Below are 20,580 nucleotides of genomic sequence, written 5' to 3'. Positions count from 1 at the left end.
GTCTTCACCGGGTCCTTATGCCCGGATCTTCCGGGGCTTGCTGGGATTTCTCTGTCAGGGGTGTGCGTGACGGCCGTCGAGTCCCGACCCGCAGGGGTCGCCTTGACTTCCAGCCCGCGGGGCCATCGCCCATTCGGGGCCAGAGTCAAGGCATTCGTGGCACTGACCAAGCCGCGGATCATCGAACTGCTGCTGATCACCACCATCCCGGTGATGTTCCTGGCCGAGCAGGGTGTGCCCGACTTCCGGTTGGTCCTGGCCACCTGCATCGGTGGCTACCTGTCGGCGGGCGGCGCGAACGCGCTGAACATGTACATCGACCGCGACATCGACGCCCTGATGGACCGCACCTCGCAGCGTCCGCTGGTCACGGGCATGGTCAGCCCCCGCGAGTGTCTGGTCTTCGGTATCACCCTCGGCGTCGTCTCCACGCTCTGGTTCGGCCTGCTCGTCAACTGGCTGTCCGCGGCACTTTCGCTCGGTGCGCTCCTCTTCTATGTCATCGTCTACACGATGATCCTCAAGCGCCGCACCGCGCAGAACATCGTCTGGGGCGGCATCGCCGGCTGTCTGCCGGTGCTGATCGGCTGGTCCGCGGTCACCAACTCGATGTCCTGGGCCGCCGTGGTTCTGTTCATGGTCATCTTCTTCTGGACGCCGCCGCACTACTGGCCGCTGTCCATGAAGGTGAAGGAGGACTACGCGCGCGTGGGCGTGCCCATGCTCCCGGTCATCGCCTCCAACAAGGTCGTGGCCCGGCAGATCGTGGTCTACAGCTGGGTCATGGTCGGCGTCTCGCTGCTCCTGCAGCCGCTCGGCTACACCGGCTGGTTCTACACTGCGGTCGCCCTGGCGACCGGCGGCTGGTGGCTGTGGGAGGCGCATGCGCTCCAGGCCCGCGCGAAGACCGGTGCGACGGGCGCGAAGCTCAAGGAGATGCGTCTCTTCCACTGGTCCATCACCTACGTCTCGCTGCTCTTCGTCGCCGTCGCGGTGGACCCCTTCCTGCGGTAGGTCAATGGTCCTCGAACGCCGGGCGGGCTGGATTTTCCAGCCCGCCCGGCGTTCGTTCGTGGCCCAGGCCACGTGGACCGTGTATCGCCAGGTGATCTACCCGCGAGTAGCCTGGTCGCATGGCAGACACACAGGTTGACGAGAAGCAGGTGGCGAAGGCCGACCGCAAGGCGGCGAAGCTCGCCAGGCAGATCGGCGCCTTCGCCAGACAGCACGGCGGCGCCGAAGGCCAGGTCGCGTACATCGGCCAGAAGGGCGCCCGCATCGTGCTCGTGGGCGAGGACGGTGGCTGGGGCGATCTGGTGGCCCCGTCGTACGCCGTCGCGCAGAGCGCCGTCGAGAAGGCCGGCATCACCGTCCACGAGGACTTCGACGGCGATTTCGCGGCCAAGGTCCGCACCGGCCCGTACGAGTGGACCCGCATGGCCGGCCTCCAGCTCGGCGGACCCTCCAACGGCTGAGGCAGCACCTGACGCGGGGCTCACCCGTCCTCGGCACCACCCTCTTCGACACCGGACCGGCTTCGCGCCGCCGGTGCCTTCCGCTGCTCGGGCTGGAACCGCCGCCCTTCGGCCCGCTGGTCTTCTCCAGCGGGGCCGCCGCAAACTCCACGTGGTGGGGAGCCCGGCCCTTTCAGGACGCGCTGAGCCAGGCGCTCGGCACCCGGGTACACGACGACGCCCGGTCCCGTACGGACGCACAACTGCCCGCCGCGATCATCGCGACGGGCAGTTGCGTGTACGGGCTCGTGTGATTACACGGCCACCGAGGTCTGCCGCTGGTCCAGTGCGGGGCCCGGTACGCCTGGCATCGCCTCCGGCCGCTCCCGCAGCGAGAGATGCACCCGCAGAACGGCGATCCAGAGGAGGCAGGAACCCAGCATGTGGACGCCGACAAGCATCTCCGGAAGCTCCGTGAAGTACTGGACATAGCCGACCACGCCCTGTGCGAGCAGCACCAGCAGCAGGTCGCGGGCGCGGGCCCGGGTGTCCAAGGGAGCGTCGACGACACGCAGCGCGAGCCACATCGCGATCGCGAGCGCGCACACGCCCCAGGCGGCGGCCGCGTGGACATGCGCGGCGTTCGCCCAGTCGAATGGCATGCGGGGCACCTCGCTGCTGTCGCCCGCGTGCGGGCCGGAGCCCGTGACAACGGTCCCCAGCGCGATCAGTACGACGGACGTCACGACGATCGCCCAGGACAGCTTGCGCACCGGCTTCGGCACGCGCGGCCGCGCGGCCTCGTCGCCCTCACGGGTGCGCTGCCAGGTGATCGTGGTGACGGTGATCAGCGAGCTGGCGAGCAGGAAGTGCCCGGCCACGCTCCACGGGTTCAGGCCCGCCCACACCGTGATGCCGCCGAGGACCGCGTTGCCCATCACGATGACGAACTGCAGCCAGCCCAGCCGGGTCAGGCTGTGCCGCCAGGGCTTCGCGGAGCGCGCGGCGACGATCGCCCAGCCGACCGCCGCACACAGGACGTACGTCAGCATGCGGTTGCCGAACTCGATCGCGCCGTGCAGCCCCTGTTCGGGAGTGGCGAACAAGCTGTCGTCGGTGCACTTGGGCCAGGTGTCACAGCCGAGCCCGGAGCCGGTCAGCCGCACTGCTCCGCCGGTGACGACGATGACGACGCTCATCACGAGCGCCGCGAGCGCGGCCCGCTGGACGGTATGGGGTGAGGGCGTCCAGCGTCGGGCGATATACGCGAGAGGGGTCAACACGGGCTCTATCGTAAGGGGCCGTTTGTGCAAGTTTTCACGAGGGGGGGTCCGGCCACGAGGGGGCCGGGCGAGCACGGTCACTCCGAGGTCGCCGCCGTCAGCGGTGCCTGTCACACGGCGTCCGGTGGATGCGTGCCGCGCGGCCGCGCGGTTCCGCCGCTCCTCGGGATCCGTGGTGCACTCGGACCGAGCAGCGTGAACCAGGAAGCCCCTGCCTTCCGGCGGTGGAGCAGTCACTCCCAGCGGAAGAACTTCGCCGCCGCGCCGAGGCCGAGAACAGCCCAGCCGGCGAGGATCCCGAGATCGCCCCACGGCACCGACGCCCCGTGCTGCAGCACCTCCCGCAGCCCGTCCGACAGTGCGGAAATGGGCAGCAGGCCGAGCACGGAGGCGACTGCGTCGGGGAACTTGTCCAAGGGGACGATCACTCCGCCGCCCACCAGCAGCAGCAGGAAGACCAGGTTCGCGGCCGCCAGCGTGACCTCCGCCTTCAGCGTGCCGGCCATCAGCAGGCCGAGCCCGGAGAAGGCCGCGGTGCCGAGGACGAGCAGGAGGAGGACGGCGACAGGGTTTCCCTGCGGCGACCAGCCGAGCGCGAACGCGATCACCGTGAGCAGTACGATCTGCAGTACTTCGGTGACCAGCACCGACAGGGTCTTCGCCGTCATCAGCGCCCAGCGGGGGAGCGGCGAGGCGCCGAGCCGCTTCAGTACTCCGTATCGGCGCTCGAAGCCGGTCGCGATGGCCTGCCCGGTGAAGGCGGTGGACATCACGGCGAGCGCGAGCACGCCCGGCGCGAGGAAGTCGACGGCCTTGCCGTCTCCTGTGTCGACGATGTCGACCGTCGAGAAGAGCACCAGCAGCAGCGACGGAATGATCACGGTCAGCAGCAGCTGCTCGCCGTTGCGCAGCAGCATCCGCGTCTCCAGTGCCGCCTGTGCGCCGATCATCCGCGCCAGCGGGGCGGCCCCGGGCTTCGGGGCGTACGTACCGGTGCTCATGAGCGCAGCTCCTTGCCCGTCAGCTCCAGCTGTGCTTTCCCGGGGGCACTGCGCCCGACAGCGGCTTCGCCGCGGGCCGGACCCACGGCAGATCCGGTGTGACCGTGCTTCACGACCGCAGCTCCTTGCCCGTCAGCTCCAGAAAAACGTCCTCCAGCGTGTGCCGTTCGACCGAGATGCGGTCCGGCATGACGCCGTGCTGCGCGCACCAGGTCGTGACGGTGGCCAGCAGCTGGGGGCCGACCGTGCCGGTGATCCGGTACGCGCCGGGGGTCAGCTCCACCGCCGCGGAGCCGTCCGGCAGCGCCTTGAGCAGCGAACCTATGTCGAGCCCTGGCCGGCCGGTGAACCGCAGTGTGTTTTCGGCGCCGCCGCGGCACAGTTCCTCGGGGCTGCCCTGGGCGACGACCCGGCCCGCGTCGATGATCGCGACGTCGTCGGCGAGCTGCTCGGCCTCGTCCATGAAGTGCGTGGTGAGGATGACCGAGACACCGTCGGTGCGCAGCTCGCGTACGAGGTCCCAGGTGGCCCGGCGTGCCTGCGGGTCGAGGCCCGCGGTCGGCTCGTCCAGGAAGACCAGCTCGGGACGTCCGACGACGGCCATGGCCAGTGCCAGCCGCTGCTGCTGCCCTCCGGACAGCCGCCGGTAGGCGGTGCGTCCGCAGCTGCCGAGTCCGAGCCGCTCGATGAGGGCGTCGACGTCCAGCGGGTGGGCGTGCAGCTTCGCCACATGGCGCAGCATCTCGCTCGCCCGCGCTCCCGGGTAGACACCGCCGGACTGGAGCATCACGCCGATGCGCGGGCGCAGCGCCGCCGCCTGCCTGACCGGGTCGAGCCCGAGGACACGGACGGTCCCGCCGTCCGGCCGCCGGTAGCCCTCACAGGTCTCGATCGTGGTGGTCTTGCCGGCGCCGTTGGGACCCAGAACGGCGGTGATCCCGGGCCCTGCCTCCAGGGTGAGGCCGGCCACCGCCGTCTTGTCTCCGTACTGCTTGACGAGGCCCTGCACCGAGATCAGCGGGGATACCGCGCCGCGCCTCGTAGGGGGACGATCGCCGGGCGCCGGCCGGGGGGACTCGCTGTGCATGGTCGTTCAGTCTAGGCAGAGCGCGAAAGGGCCGGTGCGGTGGGGCGGGGGCCGTGCGCTGCGGTCTGCCGGGCGTGCGCGGCCCGTTGCGGTCGCCGACGCCCGCAAAGTGACCAAGGTGACAGCACACAGGGGTCGGAGAAGTGTTGTCACTGGTTGGGATCTCGCCATTCTGGACGGGGTGTCTGCCAGGCGGCGAGGGGCCTGGAGGTGTGGTCCTTTCCGACGTGCTGACGGACGCGACGGTTGCGCACGCGGCCGTCCGGCGGCGGGACCGTGATGGCTTGGCGGACCGGTCGTGTGGCCGATGTCGCGCGGCTGTCGTCCGGTGTCGCCGACTCCTTGGCGACGTTCGCCACCTGCTGCGGAACCTGGCGTTCACCGTGCCGGGCACCACTGCGAGTGGTGACGTGCAGATGGCTGGTTCTCGCTGGTTCGTCAGGCGTTCCGGGCGCGGTTGAGGTGCCCGGTGGGCGTGAGTTCCCTGTGGGGCACGGTTGACCGAAAAGACCCCCTGACGCGTACTGGTCACGATGCGGAGGGGGCTGCATGCTTTCTCTCGGTTCCCGCCGCAGCCACTGCACCCCCCCAACCGCACGGGGCACAACTGCATATCCCGCGCACACCCCCACACACAGGGACAGGAATGGGCGGACTGAGCGTCTGTACGAACCAGCCTCAACCAGGGAGAGTGCGTGGCTAGACACAGAACCGCCGGCCCCAGCAGCTCGGACAGAAGGAGAACGGCGCTCGCCGCACTGACCGCCGCGGTCATGGCGCTTCCTCTCGCGATCGGGGCCCAGCCGGCTCTGGCGCAGACCGACGACCTGCCCGCGCTCAGCGCCTTCCAGGCCAAGAGCGAGGGCGAACTGCTCGACCGGTTCGCGGAGAAGGCCGACGGCGCCAAGCTCGCCTTCTGGGTCACGATGAAGGACTCGGCCGACCTGAGCGAGGCGAAGAAGGCGAAGTCCAAGGCGGCCAAGGCGCGCGCGGTCCGCGCCGCCGAGACCTCGTTCGCCAAGAAGTCCCAGGCCGGGGTCATCGCCGCGGCCAAGGACGCCGGGGCGAAGTACCAGTCGTTCTGGATCTCCAACACGGTCAAGATCACCGGTACCCAGGCTCTCGCCGAGAAGCTCGCGACGCGCTCCGACGTGGCGGCCCTGGAGGCCGACACCCCCGTCGATATGCCCGATCCGATCGCCTCGGCCACCGAGCCCACGGTCAACGGCATCGAGTGGAACGTCGACCGGATCAACGCCCCCAAGGTCTGGAACGAGCTGGGCGTCACGGGCGAGGACATCGTTGTTGCCAACATCGACTCCGGTGTCCAGTACGACCATCCGGCGATCAAGTCCAAGTACCGCGGCCTGAAGCCGGACGGAACGTACGACCACGCCTACAACTTCTTCGACCCGACCAACGTCTGCGAGGGCGACGCCCCCTGCGACAACAACGGGCACGGCACCCACACCATGGGCACCATGGTCGGTGACGACGGCGGCGCCAATCGGATCGGTGTCGCCCCGGGCGCCAAATGGATCGCGGCCAAGGGCTGCGAGTCCAGCACCTGCAGCCGCGAGTTCCTGCTCTCCGCGGGCCAGTGGGTGATCGCCCCCACCGACCTGTCCGGTGCCAACCCCCGGCCCGATCTCGCCCCGGACGTCGTCAACAGCTCCTGGGGCTCCAACACCATCGACACCTGGTTCAAGGACACCGTCCAGTCCTGGCGGGACGCGGGCATCTTCCCCGCCTTCTCCAACGGCAACAACGGCCCCGGCTGCAACACCGCCGGCTCGCCGGGCGCGTATGTGAACTCGTACGCCAGCGGTGCCTTCGACGCGAACAACGCGATTGCCCCCTTCTCCTCGCGCGGTACCGGCGAGGGCGGCGCGATCAAGCCGAACATCGCGGCCCCCGGCGCCAATGTGCGCTCCTCGGTGGCCGGCGGCGGCTACTTGCCCATGTCCGGCACCTCGATGGCCTCCCCGCACACCGCGGCCACGGTCGCGCTGATGTGGTCGGCCTCGCCCGCGATCCGCGGGGGCATCGCGGAGACGGAGAGGCTGCTCAACCTGACCGCCATCGACGTCGACGCCACCAGCTGCGGCGGCACGGCGGCCAAGAACAACATCTTCGGTGAGGGCCGCCTCGACGCCTTCGCGGCGGTCAGCGCGACGCCGCGCGGCGCACTCGGCGCCCTGGAGGGCAAGGTCGCCTCGGGCGGCGCCGCTCTGGCCGGTGCCACCGTCAGCCTCGACGGGCCGGTGAAGAGGACCGGGATCACCGGCGCCGACGGCTCGTTCGCCTGGCCGAAGCTGATGGTCGGCGACTACAAGGTCACCGTCACCAAGTTCGGTTACCTCGCCGTCACCGGTGATCTCACCGTCACCGAGGGCCGGACCACCACCCGGGACTTCACCGTCGACGCCGCCCCGTCGGCCGTCCTCAAGGGCAAAGTGTCCAGCGACGTCGCCGAAGGCGGCGCGTCCCTGGTCGTCCAGGCCACTCCGGTCACGGCCACCGCGGCCGCCGACGGCAGCTACGAGATGACGCTCCCGCTCGGCACCTACAACGTGGCCGTCACCCCCACCGGCATGTGCGCCTCGGCCACCAGCGTGAGCGTGGAGCTGACCGCCGACAAGACGCAGGACATCCAGCTGCCCACCCGCACCGACGCGTTCGGCCACGCCTGCCGGCTCTCCTCGGGCGGCGACTTCCCGACCGGTGAGACCAAGCTCTCCCTGCAAAGCACCACCAACGGGCAGGCCGGGATCGACTTCCCCTTCCCGGTGCCGCTGTACGGCAAGGTCTACCGGGCGGCGACCGCCACCACCGAGGGCTCGCTCAACTTCGGCACGACCAGCACCAGCAACCTCAACAGCAGCCTGCCCAGCATATTCGCCCCGAACGGCTCGCTCTACCCGTTCTGGGACAACCTGACCGTGGATGCGGAGGCCGGTATCTACTGGTCGGCCCGGGGCACCGCGCCGCACCGCCAGATCGTGGTCGAGTGGCGCAACGTCCAGATCGCCGGCGCCAGTGCCAACCGCGTCACCTTCGCCGTCGTGATCTCCGAGGACGGCTCGGTGTCGTACCACTACAAGGACATCGGTGACGGGAGGTACGAGGGCGGCGAGGGCGCCACCATCGGTGTGGAGGACGAGACCGGCACCGAGGCCTTCCTGTACTCCTACAACCAGAAGGTCGTCACCGACGGCATGGTCCTCGCCTTCCGCACCACCAAGACCGGTGTGGTCAGCGGCACGGTCACCGACGCCAACGACGGCAAGGCCGTCGAAGGCGTCACCGTCACCGTCACCAAGGACGGTACGGCCGCGGGCAGCGCCCCCACGGCCGTCGACGGCCAGTACCTGGTGTCCGTCCCGGCGGGCACCGACACGGCGGACTACGCGGTGTCCTTCACCGCCGCCCACTACTCCGCGGCCGGCGTCACCCGCTCGCTGAAGGCGGGCGGCATCGAGGTCGCCGACGCGGACCTCGAGACCGGTGTGGTCACGGCCGGCACCAAGGCCTACACACTGGTCCTGCCCGCCGGGCAGACCCGCACCCGCCCCCTCGCCCTCTCCAACGCCGGTTCCGCGGTGACCTACCAGGTGGCGGAGAAGGACGGGGCGGCCTGGGTGAAGCCCTCCGTGACGAGCGGCACCCTCGACAGCGGGGCGGGCCGGCAGCTGACCCTCACCTTCGACACCACCGGCGCCACGCCCGGTTCGGTCCTCACCGGCACTCTGCTGGTGAACTCCGAGTCCGCTCGCAAGCCGGTCATCGAGATCCCGCTGAAGGTCGTCGTACCCGCCTATCAGGCGGCGCTCGACGCGGGCACGGCCGGCCGGCAGGTCGACGCGCTCGGTGACACCTGGGGCCCCGACCAGGCGTACGCCGCCGGATCGTACGGCTACCTCGGCACCGGCAACGAGGTGAGGACCAACAAGGCCATCACCGGAACCGATGAGCAGGAGCTCTACTCGACCGCCCGCCAGGGCGCGTACGAGTACCGCTTCGACAACCTGCCCGACGGCGTCTACCAGGTCGAACTCGGCTTCGCCGAGCTCACCGAGAAGGCCCCGGCCAAGCGGGTGTTCGACATCCTGGCCGAGGGCACGGAGCACGTCTCCAACCTCGACCTCGCCCTGGAGGCCGGCGCCCTCGCGGCCCACGACCGCACCTTCACGGTGACGGTCACCGACGGCCAGCTGAACCTGCGCCTGGTCGCCGTCACGGGCAAGACCCTGGTCAACAAGGTCCGCATCTCGCACCGCCCGGACCTGAGCAGCTGATAAGCGCCCTCGGATGCCGCCGGGCGGTACCCGAGGGCCGACAGAACGCCTCAAGGGGTGGCGGTACGGGCTTCGTCCCTTACCGCCACCTCGCTGTCCGGGGAATCGGATGAGCCGGTATCTCACCCGTATCAAACGCCTGCGCGATTTGGACGAAACCCGTCCAGCGACTCATGAGCGGCGCCGCTCTGCTGGGCGGACCGGGACTCCCGGTGACGCCGCTGTGGCGGACGACCGACTGGGGCTGTGTGCGGTTCCACGTGTTGGGCCGGGCCGTGACCGCGCCACGGGCGCAGGGCCCTCGCCGTCTGGGCCGGGCGTATCGCCGACACCTGGCCGGACCGGTCCGACGTCTTCGCGTTCTTCAACAACGACCAGGGCGGGGCGGCCGTCCGTGACGCGAACGCGTTCACCCGCACAGTGGAGCAAAAGGGACGTACGGTGACTCCCGTGGCCGACCGGGATACGTGACCCCAGCACCCGCTCCGACCTCCTGGAATTGACTCCACGAATGATCGTTTCCGCAGGTCGCATTAGGTATGCCTAAGTGACGCACGGCACCGCAGGGTCGATCGGACGTCGCTTGTCAGGGGTCGAAGAATTACGCAACAATGACGTTGTGAAAAACGTCGGCGAGGCCCCTCAGGAGGAACTCGCGACCGGGGAGCGGTCCACACGCAACCGGGTCGCGCGGTCCATCCTGGACCACGGGCCCTCGACCGTCGCCGAGCTGGCGCAGCGCCTCGGCCTCACCCAGGCGGCCGTCCGGAGGCACCTCGACTCGCTGGTGCAGGAGAACGTCGTCGAGCCGCGCGAACAGCGCGTGTACGGCTCCCGCGGGCGCGGCAGGCCCGCCAAGGCGTTCGCGCTGACGGACTGCGGCCGGGACGCCTTCGATCAGTCGTACGACAAGCTCGCCGCCGAGGCGCTGCGCTGGATCGCGCGGAACGCCGGCGGCGAGGCGGCGGTCGCCGAGTTCGCGCGTGAGCGGATCGAGGCGCAGGCCGAGGCATACCGCGAGGTGGTCGAGGCGGCGGACCCGGAAGGGCGGGCCGAAGCTCTGGCGAAGGCCTTGAGTGCCGACGGGTACGCTGCTACGGCGCGTAGCGCACCGGTCGGCGAGCAGCTGTGCCAGCACCACTGCCCGGTCGCCCATGTCGCCGAGCAGTTCCCGCAGCTGTGCGAGGCGGAGACGGAGATCTTCGCCCGTCTGCTCGGGACCCATGTCCAGCGTCTGGCCACCATCGCCCACGGCGACGGAGTGTGTACGACGTTCATTCCGCGAGGCAGCGGAACCCAGACCACCCATACAGCATCAGCAAGTACGGCCGGGAGGAACCCCGCATGACCACCGAGATCACCCACCCTGAGCTCGAGGGCCTGGGTCGGTACGAGTACGGCTGGGCCGACTCCGACGCGGCCGGTGCCGCGGCCAAGCGCGGCCTCTCCGAAGAAGTCGTGCGGGACATCTCCGGGAAGAAGTCCGAGCCGGAGTGGATGCTGAAGCTTCGCCTGAAGGGTCTGAAGCTCTTCGACAAGAAGCCCATGCCGACCTGGGGCTCCGACCTCTCGGGCATCGACTTCGACAACATCAAGTACTTCGTGCGGTCCACCGAGAAGCAGGCCGAGTCCTGGGAGGACCTGCCGGAGGACATCAAGAACACGTACGACAAGCTGGGCATCCCGGAGGCGGAGAAGCAGCGCCTGGTCGCCGGTGTCGCCGCGCAGTACGAGTCCGAGGTCGTCTACCACCAGATCCGCGAGGACCTGGAGGAGCAGGGCGTCATCTTCCTGGACACGGACACCGCGCTGAAGGAGCACCCGGAGCTCTTCCAGGAGTACTTCGCCACGGTCATCCCGGCCGGTGACAACAAGTTCGCCTCGCTGAACACCGCCGTGTGGTCCGGTGGCTCCTTCATCTACGTCCCGCCGGGCGTGCACGTGGAGATTCCGCTCCAGGCCTACTTCCGTATCAACACGGAGAACATGGGCCAGTTCGAGCGGACGCTGATCATCGTCGACGAGGGTGCCTACGTGCACTACGTCGAGGGCTGCACCGCCCCGATCTACAAGAGCGACTCGCTCCACTCCGCGGTCGTCGAGATCATCGTCAAGAAGAACGCCCGCTGCCGTTACACGACCATCCAGAACTGGTCGAACAACGTCTACAACCTGGTCACCAAGCGCGCCGTGGCGTACGAGGGCGCGACCATGGAATGGGTCGACGGCAACATCGGCTCCAAGGTGACGATGAAGTACCCGGCCGTCTATCTGATGGGCGAGCACGCCAAGGGCGAGACCCTGTCCATCGCCTTCGCGGGCGAGGGCCAGCACCAGGACGCCGGCGCCAAGATGGTCCACATGGCCCCGAACACTTCCTCGAACATCGTCTCCAAGTCGGTGGCCCGTGGCGGCGGCCGTACCTCGTACCGCGGTCTGATCGAGATCGGCGAGGGCGCTGCCGGATCCAAGTCGAACGTGCTCTGTGACGCCCTGCTGGTCGACACCGTCTCGCGTTCCGACACCTACCCGTACGTCGACGTCCGCGAGGACGACGTGACCATGGGCCATGAGGCGACCGTCTCCAAGGTCTCCGACGACCAGCTCTTCTATCTGATGCAGCGCGGTATGTCGGAGTTCGAGGCGATGGCCATGATCGTGCGCGGCTTCGTCGAGCCGATCGCCAAGGAGCTGCCCATGGAATACGCCCTGGAGCTCAACCGGCTGATCGAGCTGCAGATGGAAGGCGCTGTGGGCTAGAGCGCCCCGCAGACCAGACCAACGACCCGGGCTCATTCGCTGAGCCCCGCGAGCACGCCGCAGAGCGGGCCGGGACCGGACAGCGCCGTAGGGCGAAGGTTCAGGCGACCGCCGGCGGCGGGTGAGCACGACGAGGCAGAAAGCGAGCAAGACGAAAGTCATGGCCCAGAACATCCCGGCGGGTGCCACCACCTCCGGCTCCATCGCGGTGGCCGCCGAGTCCACCGTCGCCACCCGTATGAGCGCGCCCCCGTCCTTCGACGTGGCCGACTTCCCGGTGCCGCACGGCCGCGAGGAGGAGTGGCGGTTCACGCCGCTGGCGCGGCTGCGCGGGCTGCACGACGGCACCGCCGTCGCCGACGGCGAGGGTGTGCGCGTCGAGGTGCAGGCCCCCGAGGGCGTGACCGTGGAGACGGTCGGCCGCGACGACGCGCGGCTCGGCAAGGCCGGCATGCCGGTGGACCGTATCGCCGCCCAGGCGTACTCCTCCTTCGAGAAGGCGTCGGTCGTGACCGTCGCCAAGGAGGCCGTGCTCACCGAGCCGGTCCGGATCTCCGTGCACGGCGAGGGCGGCACCGCCTTCGGCCACCAGCTGATCGAGCTCGGCGCTTTCGCCGAGGCCGTCGTGGTCATCGACCACACCGGTGACGCGGTGCTCGCCGCCAATGTCGACTACGTCCTCGGCGACGGCGCCAAGCTCACCGTCGTCTCCGTCCAGGACTGGGACGAGAAGTCCGTCCATGTGGCCCAGCACAACGCGCTGGTCGGCCGGGACGCCTCCTTCAAGTCGATCGTGGTCACCTTCGGCGGTGACGTGGTCCGCCTTCACCCTCGCGTGGAGTACGCGGGCACCGGCGGCGAGGCCGAGCTGTTCGGTCTGTACTTCACCGACGCCGGCCAGCACCAGGAGCACCGCCTGCTGGTCACCCACAACACCCCGCACTGCCGCTCCAACGTCGCCTACAAGGGCGCACTGCAGGGCCATGACGCGCACGCCGTGTGGATCGGTGACGTCCTCATCGAGGCCGCGGCCGAGGGCACGGACACCTACGAGCTCAACCGCAACCTGGTCCTGACGGACGGCGCCCGGGTCGACTCCGTGCCGAACCTGGAGATCGAGACGGGTGAGATCGTCGGCGCCGGCCACGCCTCGGCCACCGGCCGCTTCGACGACGAGCAGCTCTTCTACCTGATGGCCCGCGGCATCCCGGAGAAGGAGGCCCGCCGACTGGTCGTGCGCGGCTTCTTCGCCGAGCTGGTCCAGCAGATCGGCGTCGCCGACGTCCAGGAGCGCCTCATCGCCAGGATCGAGGAAGAGCTGGAGGCGTCGGTCGCATGAGCTTCGTCCGTGTCTGCGCCCTGAGCGAGCTGGAGGAGGACACCCCCAAGCGGGTGGAACTCGACGGCACGCCGGTCTCCGTCGTCCGCACCGAGGGCGAGGTGTTCGCGATTTACGACATCTGCTCGCACGCGAACGTCTCCCTCTCCGAGGGCGAGGTGGAGGACTGCCAGATCGAGTGCTGGTTGCACGGCTCCAGCTTCGACCTCCGTACCGGCAAGCCGTCCGGCCTTCCCGCGACGCGCCCCGTCCCCGTATACCCCGTCAAGATCGAAGGGGACGATGTGCTCGTCTCCGTCACCCAGGAGTCCTGAGTCACCCATGGCAACGCTTGAAATCTGCGACCTGCACGTCTCCGTCGAGGCCGAGAACGGCCCCCGGGAGATCCTCAAGGGCGTCGACCTGACCGTGAAGCAGGGCGAGACCCACGCCATCATGGGCCCCAACGGCTCCGGCAAGTCGACCCTGGCGTACTCGCTCGCGGGTCACCCGAAGTACACGATCACCAGCGGCTCCGTGCATCTCGACGGCGAGAACGTCCTCGAGATGTCCGTCGACGAGCGCGCCCGTGCCGGTGTCTTCCTGGCCATGCAGTACCCGGTCGAGGTCCCGGGTGTCTCGGTCTCCAACTTCCTGCGCACCTCCGCCGCCGCCATCCGGGGCGAGGCCCCGAAGCTGCGCACCTGGGTGAAGGAGGTCAAGGAGGCCATGGAGCGTCTCCAGATGGACCCCGCCTTCGCCGAGCGCAATGTCAACGAGGGCTTCTCCGGCGGTGAGAAGAAGCGCCACGAGATCCTTCAGCTCGAGCTGCTCAAGCCGAAGATCGCGATCCTCGACGAGACCGACTCCGGCCTCGACGTCGACGCGCTTCGCATCGTCTCCGAGGGCGTCAACCGCGTCCGCGAGACCGGCGAGGTCGGCACCCTGCTGATCACGCACTACACGCGCATTCTGCGCTACATCAAGCCCGACTTCGTGCACGTCTTCGCGAACGGCCGGATCGCCGAGTCCGGCGGTGCCGAGCTCGCCGACAAGCTGGAGGAAGAGGGCTACGAGGCGTATGTGAAGGGTGGCGCAACCGCGTGACGACACTGCCTGGCCTTCTCGACACCGAGGCGATCCGCAAGGACTTCCCCATCCTGGATCGTCTGGTCCACGACGGGAAGAAGATCGTTTACCTGGACAACGCGGCGACTTCGCAGAAGCCGCGCCAGGTACTGGACGCGCTCAGCGACTACTACGAGCGCTACAACGCCAACGTCCACCGCGGTGTGCACGTGCTCGCCGAGGAGGCCACGGCGCTGTACGAGGGCGCGCGCGACAAGGTCGCCGCGTTCGTCAACGCGCCCAGCCGCGACGAGGTGATCTTCACCAAGAACGCCTCCGAGTCGCTCAACCTCGTCGCGAACATGCTCGGCTGGGCCGATGAGCCCTACCGGGTGGACCGCGACACCGAGATCGTCATCACGGAGATGGAGCACCACTCCAACATCGTTCCGTGGCAGCTGCTCTCGCAGCGCACCGGCGCGAAGCTGAAGTGGTTCGGTCTGACCGACGACGGCCGGCTCGACCTGTCCAACATCGACGAGATCATCACCGAGAAGACCAAGGTCGTCTCGTTCGTGCTGGTCTCCAACATCCTGGGCACGATCAACCCGGTCGAGCAGATCGTCCGCCGGGCCCAGGAGGTCGGCGCGATCGTCGTGATCGACGCCTCGCAGGCCGCCCCGCACATGGCGCTGGACGTGCAGGCGCTCGGCGCCGACTTCGTGGCCTTCACCGGCCACAAGATGCTGGCCCCGACCGGTATCGGCGTGCTGTGGGGCCGCCAGGAGCTGCTGGAGGACCTGCCTCCGTTCCTGGGCGGCGGCGAGATGATCGAGACCGTCTCGATGCACTCGTCGACGTACGCTCCGGCTCCGCACAAGTTCGAGGCGGGTACCCCCCCGATCGCCCAGGCCGTCGGCCTCGGCGCGGCCGTGGACTACCTGACCTCGATCGGCATGGACAAGATCCAGCAGCATGAGCACGTGCTCACCGAGTACGCGGTGAAGCGGCTGCTGGAGGTCCCGGACCTGAAGATCATCGGCCCGACCACGGCCGAGGACCGGGGCGCCGCGATCTCCTTCACGCTCGGCGACATCCACCCGCACGACGTGGGCCAGGTCCTCGACGAGCAGGGCATCGCGGTGCGGGTCGGCCACCACTGCGCGCGGCCGGTCTGCCTGCGGTACGGAATTCCTGCGACCACACGGGCGTCGTTCTACCTGTACTCCACCCCGGACGAGGTCGATGCCCTGGTCGCGGGCCTGGAGCACGTCCGCGACTTCTTCGGCTGAGGACAGGACTGACCCGTGAAGCTGGATTCGATGTACCAGGACGTCATCCTGGACCACTACAAGCACCCGCATGGCCGGGGCTTGAGGGACGGCGACGCCGAGGTGCACCACGTCAACCCGACGTGCGGTGACGAGATCACGCTCCGCGTGAAGCTCGCCGACAGCACGATCGAGGACATCAGTTACGAGGGCCAGGGCTGCTCCATCAGCCAGGCCAGCGCCTCGGTGCTGAACGAGCTGCTGGTCGGCAAGGAGATCGCCGATGCGCAGAAGATCCAGGAACTCTTCCTGGAGCTGATGCAGTCCAAGGGCAAGATCGAGCCCGACGACGCGATGGAGGAGGTGCTGGAGGACGCCGTGGCGTTCGCCGGTGTCTCCAAGTACCCCGCCCGGGTGAAGTGCGCTCTCCTGAGCTGGATGGCGTGGAAGGACGCGACGGCCCAGGCTCTGGGTGACGGCGCCGAGAGGAAGACGGCATGACCGACAACACCGAGACCGCGGTGACCAAGCCGGCGACGGAAGAGGAAGTCCGCGAGGCGCTGTACGACGTCGTCGACCCCGAGCTGGGCATCGACGTCGTCAACCTGGGCCTGATCTACGGCGTCCACATCGACGACTCCAATATCGCCACCATCGACATGACGCTGACGTCCGCGGCCTGCCCGCTGACCGATGTCATCGAGGACCAGGCCAAGGCGGCGACCGACGGCATCGTCAACGAGCTGCGGATCAACTGGGTCTGGATGCCGCCGTGGGGTCCGGACAAGATCACCGACGATGGCCGTGAGCAGCTGCGCGCGCTCGGCTTCAACGTCTGAGCAACTGGCTCCACAGGGTGAAGCTCCCGGCCGTTCGGCCGGGAGCTTCGCTGTGTGCGCCCAGCATGGGCGATTGCTTGGGGGTGAAAGTCCCCTGGGGGAAGAGGTGGTGCTAACCCCGAGCCGGAGGCAAGGGCGTCACCGTGAGGTGGGGTCTGGAGGAAGCCCGAGGCGAGACCTGGGTACCGAGGAACACGAACCGTGTATGAGGCGTGCTGGTCGGGTGAGCCTGCATGGCAAGGCGAAGCCCGTCACTGCCAAGAAGGCCAGTGCGTAAACGCGGCGGAGATCCAGGGACAGTGATCGTTCTTACCTGGGGAGATCTGTTCGGGTGTCGGTTGTGCTGAGGTGTCGCCGCGCCGACGGAGTGGGCCGGGAGGCCGACTCTGACCGGGCAGAAGTCAGCAGAGGCCGTAGTACCAGCCGGGATGGCCGTCGCCTGGTGATGGGCTGGGAAGGGCCGAACATCGAGTGGAACGGGTGATGTGGTGGTTGCTCGTGCTGGTCACATGGACCGCGGCAAGTCCGCTTCGGCGGTGCCGACCGGGGAGGGACCGGTGCATTCCGGAAGTGTCCCGGCGGAGCGTAGTGGCCGGTCGGCGCACTCCATGGAGGACGTTCACCGGGAGCGGGAGTCCTCGCTGTGGGAGCGGATGCTCTCCAGGGAGAACCTGCTCGCGGCGCTCAACCGCGTCGAAGTGAACCGGGGTGCACCCGGAGTGGATGGCATGACTACGGCTGAGTTGCGGCCGTGGATCGCAGTGCACTGGCCTGAAGTGAGGGCCGAACTCGACGCGGGCATCTACCGGCCGGCGCCGGTCCGTCAGGTGATCATCCCGAAGCCTGGTGGCGGCGAGCGGATGCTGGGGGTGCCGCGGGTGCTGGACCGCTTGATCCAGCAGGCCATCGCGCAAGTACTCGTGCCCATCTTCGACCCGCAGTTCTCGGGGTCGTCCTTCGGATTCCGTCCCGGCCGGTCCGCCCATCAGGCGGTCCGGGTCGCGCGGCGGGCGATCGAGGACGGCTACCGGTGGGTCGTGGACCTTGATCTGGACCGGTTCTTCGACCGGGTCCAGCATGACGTCCTGATGGCGCGGGTCGCGCGCAAGGTCGCTGACCGCAGGGTCTTGAGACTGGTCCGCAGGTATTTGGAAGCCGGGATCATGGTGGACGGCATCAAGATGCCGAGCGAAGAGGGGACCCCGCAGGGGTCCCCGCTGTCGCCGGTGCTGTCGAACATCATGCTCGACGACCTGGACCGGGAACTGTTCAGGCGCGGTCACCGGTTCGTGCGCTACGCCGACGACGTGCGCGTCTTCGTGCGGAGCGAACGAGCCGCCAGAAGGGTGCTCGCCTCGGTCACGGCCGTGGTCGAGCAGCGGCTGAAACTGATGGTCAACCGGGAGAAGTCGAAGGTGGGCCACGCCCGCTCGGCGGTGCTGCTGGGGTTCGGCTTCTACTTCACCCGGGCCGGGGTCAGGATCCGGGTCGATCCGAAGGCGGTCAAGCGCCTGAAGGACCGGCTGCGGGAGTTGACCTCGCGCCGGTGGAGCATCGCGATGGATGAACGCATCGCGAAGATCAACCGCTTCACCACCGGATGGATGGGCTACTTCCAGCTAGCGGACACCCCGAAGGTGTTCAGGGAGCTGGACGAGTGGTTCCGCCGCAGGATGCGGCAGATCCGCTGGAAGGAATGGAAGCTCCCCAAGGCCCGGTTCAGGAACCTCCGCGAGCTCGGCATCGCCGAGTGGAAGGCCCGCGAATGGGCGGGCAGCGGCAAGGGTTACTGGCGGATCGCGGGATCGGCTGTCCTTCAGCGGGCGATGCCCAACTCTCACTGGGACGACCTCGGCCTGCGCATGCTCAAGCCGACCTGGCAACGGTTGAGATCAGCTTGATGAACCGCCGGATGCGTGGCCCGCATGTCCGGTGGTGTGAGAGGAGGGACGGGCGACCCGTCCCTCCTACTCGATTGTGCGCCGCTTTCGCCGTGGACGCGGCGAGCGCTCGGGGCCCAGCGGGTGAACGCCGGGCAGGGGGACGAGGCGTCGTGGGGGTCCTCGCCGACCCCGAGGGGAAAGAAGTCGCTCATCGACTGACCGGCGGGACGGCTCCCGATCGCGCGCCCAGGGGCCGCATCACCGGGAGGGCCGGGCGGCGGCCTCGGCCAGAGCGGCGTCCAGACGTTCCGTACGGATACGGCGGTCCACGTACAGCAGGCTGCTGACCAGCTGCGGGAGGACGGTCGACACCATCTGGGCGACCAGTAGGCCGATCAGGTACAGCACCAGATAGATGGAGAGGGAGGCGAGGATCTCCGCGGTGCCGGGGTCGGATCCCATGCCGAGCAGGCCCGGCATGCCGATGAAGAACCCGGCGAGGGTGAACGGTATCTGGATGAAGTAGCCCATCACCGCGGCGATGACGGCCCCCAGCAGCCAGATGCCGAAGATCCGCCACCAGGAGCCGCGGACCAGCCGGGCCGAGCGGCGCAGTGCACCTATCGCGCCCTGGCCCTCGAGGACCGCAGCCGCGGGGGCCAGGCTGAAGAGCACATACAGCCAGATCATCAGCGGCCAGGTCGCCAGCAGCCCCAGCAGTGCGAACAGCGGCAGCGCACCGACGCCGTCCCGCACCGGGCGGCTGAGAGCGAAGCCCAGCCAGCCTCCTGTGAACAGTCCGATCGGCACCAGGGCGCACAGCGAGGTCAGGAGGACCACTCCGAGCACTGTGGGCATCCGGGACCACGCCCGCCGCCAGACCATGCCGAACGGGGCGGGCCGGCCGAGCACCGCCTGCTGCACGACGACCGGCACGGCGGCACTGATCAGCGCCGTGGCCAGCAGGACCCCCAGCAGGAAGGCGGCCAGCACCGCGAAGAAGGCGACCAGCAGGGCGATGACGTCCTGCGAGGAGGCATGCCCGTGGTCGATGCTCCGGAAGGAGTCGCCGAGGCTGTCCTCGACAGCGCTGTACGCGACCGCGACAGCGGCGATCGTGAGCAGCAGCGCCGAACCGAAGGCGATCGCCGCGACACCGAACAGCGGCTTGAAGTAACGCCCGGCGGCCGAGAAGGCCCCGCCCAGGATGTCGCCCACGTTCAGCGGCCGCAGGGGAATCACCCCCGGCTTGGGCGGCTGAGGCACCCATCCGCCCGGTCCCGGCGGCCATCCGGCCCTGCCGCCGCCCCACCCCATGTCCTGCGCCACCGGCATCTCCGTTTCCCCGTCCCCGTGGATGATGCGGGACACGGTATCCGGTGTCCCGTGTACGTTCGGGCGCATGGTCCGCCGCTACGACCCCGAACGCCGTCAGCGCATTATCGACGCCGCCATCCGGGTGGTGGGGCGCGCCGGGATCACGGGGCTCAGCCATCGCACGGTCGCGGCCGAGGCGGATGTGCCGCTCGGCTCGACGACGTACCACTTCAAGACCCTCGACGACCTGATGGTCGCCGCGCTGCGCCAGGCCAACGAGGGCTTCCTGGCACAGATCCGCGACAGCGGCGTTCTCGACGATCCCGAAACCGACCTGGCCGCCGAACTGGCCCGGCTGATGGGGGAGTGGTTCGCCGGGGACCGCGTCCGGCTGGAGCTGGAGTACGAGCTGTATCTCGCGGCGCTGCGACGGCCCGCACTGCGGCCCGTGGCCGCGGAGTGGACCGACGGGGTGGCGGAGTTCCTCCTCCGGCGCACCGATCCGGTCACCACGCGCGCCCTGGTCGCGCTGATGGACGGCATCTGTCTGCAGGCGCTGCTCACGGGAGGCTCGTACGACGCCGAGTACGCGAGGGAGATGCTGACTCGGCTCCTTCCCTGAAGCACGTGATGTGTACGCTCGTACACATGCCTTACGTTCTGCTGGCCGGCGCCATAGCCTCCGAGATCACCGCAACCTCGGCGCTGAAGTACACCGAGGGCTTCACCAAGCTGTGGCCCTCGCTGCTCACCCTCCTCGGCTACGGCCTCTCCTTCTATCTGCTCGCGCTCACCCTGAAGTCGATGTCGATCGGCACCGCGTACGCGATCTGGTCGGGCGTCGGCACCGCGGTCGTCGCCACCATCGGCGTGGTGTTCATGGGGGAGTCCATGACCGTCGTCAAGGCGGCCGGCCTCGCCCTGGTCATCGCCGGCGTGGTCGTACTCAACCTCGGCGGCGCGACCCACTGACGCCGGTGGTGCGACCACGCTCGCGAACC

General features: G+C 68.8%; 20 protein-coding genes. 16 read left to right on the top strand and 4 right to left on the bottom strand.

Annotated elements, in window-relative coordinates; genetic code table 11:
* The first annotated feature begins 60 nt into the window (after positions 1 to 60).
* The 3 genes from ABD858_RS07410 to ABD858_RS07400 all read left to right on the top strand — a co-directional run bounded on the left by ABD858_RS07410 (position 61) and on the right by ABD858_RS07400 (position 1,768).
* A complete protein-coding gene (locus ABD858_RS07410; RefSeq protein ID WP_425586164.1) occupies positions 61 to 1,014 on the top strand; it encodes a heme o synthase in 954 nt (317 codons plus the stop codon).
* A gap of 119 nt (positions 1,015 to 1,133) precedes the next feature.
* Positions 1,134 to 1,475, top strand: a complete 342-nt coding sequence (locus ABD858_RS07405) for a hypothetical protein (RefSeq protein ID WP_345035355.1) — start codon at positions 1,134 to 1,136, stop codon at positions 1,473 to 1,475.
* The gene (locus ABD858_RS07400) at positions 1,427 to 1,768 is read left to right on the top strand and encodes a hypothetical protein (RefSeq protein WP_345045091.1); all 342 of its coding nucleotides are present in this window, start codon (positions 1,427 to 1,429) and stop codon (positions 1,766 to 1,768) included. Before ABD858_RS07405 ends, ABD858_RS07400 begins: the two co-directional genes overlap by 49 nt.
* Here ABD858_RS07400 and ABD858_RS07395 read toward each other — a convergent pair whose 3' ends face one another.
* The 3 genes from ABD858_RS07395 to ABD858_RS07385 form a co-directional block, all read right to left on the bottom strand.
* Complete coding sequence (locus ABD858_RS07395) at positions 1,769 to 2,767, bottom strand: COX15/CtaA family protein (RefSeq protein ID WP_345035354.1); 999 nt, start codon at positions 2,765 to 2,767, stop codon at positions 1,769 to 1,771. It abuts the gene before it with no gap.
* A gap of 203 nt (positions 2,768 to 2,970) precedes the next feature.
* Complete coding sequence (locus ABD858_RS07390) at positions 2,971 to 3,738, bottom strand: ABC transporter permease (protein ID WP_345035353.1); 768 nt, start codon at positions 3,736 to 3,738, stop codon at positions 2,971 to 2,973.
* A gap of 109 nt (positions 3,739 to 3,847) precedes the next feature.
* Positions 3,848 to 4,825 (bottom strand): ABC transporter ATP-binding protein, encoded by a 978-nt coding sequence (locus tag ABD858_RS07385; protein WP_345035352.1) that lies wholly within the window; start codon positions 4,823 to 4,825, stop codon positions 3,848 to 3,850.
* Positions 4,826 to 5,520: 695 nt separating this feature from the next.
* Here ABD858_RS07385 and ABD858_RS07380 point away from each other — a divergent pair.
* The 11 genes from ABD858_RS07380 to ltrA all read left to right on the top strand — a co-directional run bounded on the left by ABD858_RS07380 (position 5,521) and on the right by ltrA (position 18,280).
* On the top strand, positions 5,521 to 9,123 hold the full coding sequence (locus tag ABD858_RS07380) for a S8 family serine peptidase (protein ID WP_345035351.1): 3,603 nt from the start codon (positions 5,521 to 5,523) through the stop codon (positions 9,121 to 9,123).
* A 321-nt stretch (positions 9,124 to 9,444) separates the two neighbouring features.
* Positions 9,445 to 9,594 (top strand): hypothetical protein, encoded by a 150-nt coding sequence (locus ABD858_RS36750; RefSeq protein WP_425586310.1) that lies wholly within the window; start codon positions 9,445 to 9,447, stop codon positions 9,592 to 9,594.
* Between the two features lie 148 nt (positions 9,595 to 9,742).
* Positions 9,743 to 10,471, top strand: coding sequence for a helix-turn-helix transcriptional regulator (locus ABD858_RS07370; protein WP_345035350.1), 729 nt, complete (start codon positions 9,743 to 9,745; stop codon positions 10,469 to 10,471).
* Positions 10,468 to 11,883, top strand: a complete 1,416-nt coding sequence (sufB, locus tag ABD858_RS07365; RefSeq protein ID WP_345035349.1) for a Fe-S cluster assembly protein SufB — start codon at positions 10,468 to 10,470, stop codon at positions 11,881 to 11,883. The genes ABD858_RS07370 and sufB overlap by 4 nt, the downstream gene beginning before the upstream one ends.
* A 160-nt stretch (positions 11,884 to 12,043) precedes the next feature.
* Positions 12,044 to 13,222, top strand: coding sequence for a Fe-S cluster assembly protein SufD (gene sufD, locus ABD858_RS07360; protein WP_345035347.1), 1,179 nt, complete (start codon positions 12,044 to 12,046; stop codon positions 13,220 to 13,222).
* On the top strand, positions 13,219 to 13,536 hold the full coding sequence (locus ABD858_RS07355) for a non-heme iron oxygenase ferredoxin subunit (protein ID WP_345035346.1): 318 nt from the start codon (positions 13,219 to 13,221) through the stop codon (positions 13,534 to 13,536). Before sufD ends, ABD858_RS07355 begins: the two co-directional genes overlap by 4 nt.
* A 7-nt stretch (positions 13,537 to 13,543) precedes the next feature.
* Positions 13,544 to 14,308, top strand: a complete 765-nt coding sequence (sufC, locus tag ABD858_RS07350) for a Fe-S cluster assembly ATPase SufC (protein ID WP_345035345.1) — start codon at positions 13,544 to 13,546, stop codon at positions 14,306 to 14,308.
* Positions 14,305 to 15,561, top strand: a complete 1,257-nt coding sequence (locus tag ABD858_RS07345; protein WP_345035343.1) for a cysteine desulfurase — start codon at positions 14,305 to 14,307, stop codon at positions 15,559 to 15,561. The genes sufC and ABD858_RS07345 overlap by 4 nt, the downstream gene beginning before the upstream one ends.
* A 15-nt stretch (positions 15,562 to 15,576) precedes the next feature.
* The gene (gene sufU, locus ABD858_RS07340; RefSeq protein WP_345035342.1) at positions 15,577 to 16,041 is read left to right on the top strand and encodes a Fe-S cluster assembly sulfur transfer protein SufU; all 465 of its coding nucleotides are present in this window, start codon (positions 15,577 to 15,579) and stop codon (positions 16,039 to 16,041) included.
* A complete protein-coding gene (locus ABD858_RS07335) occupies positions 16,038 to 16,379 on the top strand; it encodes a metal-sulfur cluster assembly factor (protein ID WP_345035341.1) in 342 nt (113 codons plus the stop codon). The genes sufU and ABD858_RS07335 overlap by 4 nt, the downstream gene beginning before the upstream one ends.
* 608 nt (positions 16,380 to 16,987) lie before the next feature.
* A complete protein-coding gene (gene ltrA, locus ABD858_RS07330) occupies positions 16,988 to 18,280 on the top strand; it encodes a group II intron reverse transcriptase/maturase (protein WP_345035340.1) in 1,293 nt (430 codons plus the stop codon).
* 240 nt (positions 18,281 to 18,520) lie between these two features.
* On the opposite strand, the gene ABD858_RS07325 is transcribed toward ltrA, so the two are convergent.
* Positions 18,521 to 19,633 carry a DUF7847 domain-containing protein gene (locus ABD858_RS07325; protein ID WP_345035338.1) on the bottom strand — a complete coding sequence of 371 codons (1,113 nt, stop codon included), beginning with the start codon at positions 19,631 to 19,633 and terminating at the stop codon, positions 18,521 to 18,523.
* Positions 19,634 to 19,664: 31 nt separating this feature from the next.
* Between ABD858_RS07325 and ABD858_RS07320 the strand changes: the two genes are divergently transcribed.
* A complete protein-coding gene (locus ABD858_RS07320; RefSeq protein ID WP_345035336.1) occupies positions 19,665 to 20,201 on the top strand; it encodes a TetR/AcrR family transcriptional regulator in 537 nt (178 codons plus the stop codon).
* Positions 20,202 to 20,227: 26 nt separating this feature from the next.
* On the top strand, positions 20,228 to 20,551 hold the full coding sequence (locus ABD858_RS07315; RefSeq protein ID WP_345035335.1) for a DMT family transporter: 324 nt from the start codon (positions 20,228 to 20,230) through the stop codon (positions 20,549 to 20,551).
* Positions 20,552 to 20,580: the final 29 nt, after the last annotated feature.

The sequence above is a fragment of the Streptomyces sannanensis genome (assembly GCF_039536205.1).
GTDB classification, from domain to species: domain Bacteria; phylum Actinomycetota; class Actinomycetes; order Streptomycetales; family Streptomycetaceae; genus Streptomyces; species Streptomyces sannanensis.
Note: the sequence above shows the minus strand (reverse complement) of the source record. Positions and strands in the feature narration are given on the sequence as shown.

Bases quoted from the DNA above. Each gene is read 5' to 3' on its own strand.
- ABD858_RS07405 (WP_345035355.1), top strand. From the start codon at position 1,134: ATGGCAGACACACAGGTTGACGAGAAGCAGGTGGCGAAGGCCGACCGC.
- ABD858_RS07390 (WP_345035353.1), bottom strand. From the start codon at position 3,738: ATGAGCACCGGTACGTACGCCCCGAAGCCCGGGGCCGCCCCGCTGGCG.
- ABD858_RS07385 (WP_345035352.1), bottom strand. From the start codon at position 4,825: ATGCACAGCGAGTCCCCCCGGCCGGCGCCCGGCGATCGTCCCCCTACG.
- sufB (WP_345035349.1), top strand. From the start codon at position 10,468: ATGACCACCGAGATCACCCACCCTGAGCTCGAGGGCCTGGGTCGGTAC.
- sufD (WP_345035347.1), top strand. From the start codon at position 12,044: ATGGCCCAGAACATCCCGGCGGGTGCCACCACCTCCGGCTCCATCGCG.
- ABD858_RS07355 (WP_345035346.1), top strand. From the start codon at position 13,219: ATGAGCTTCGTCCGTGTCTGCGCCCTGAGCGAGCTGGAGGAGGACACC.
- sufC (WP_345035345.1), top strand. From the start codon at position 13,544: ATGGCAACGCTTGAAATCTGCGACCTGCACGTCTCCGTCGAGGCCGAG.
- ABD858_RS07335 (WP_345035341.1), top strand. From the start codon at position 16,038: ATGACCGACAACACCGAGACCGCGGTGACCAAGCCGGCGACGGAAGAG.
- ltrA (WP_345035340.1), top strand. From the start codon at position 16,988: ATGGAGGACGTTCACCGGGAGCGGGAGTCCTCGCTGTGGGAGCGGATG.
- ABD858_RS07320 (WP_345035336.1), top strand. From the start codon at position 19,665: ATGGTCCGCCGCTACGACCCCGAACGCCGTCAGCGCATTATCGACGCC.
- ABD858_RS07315 (WP_345035335.1), top strand. From the start codon at position 20,228: ATGCCTTACGTTCTGCTGGCCGGCGCCATAGCCTCCGAGATCACCGCA.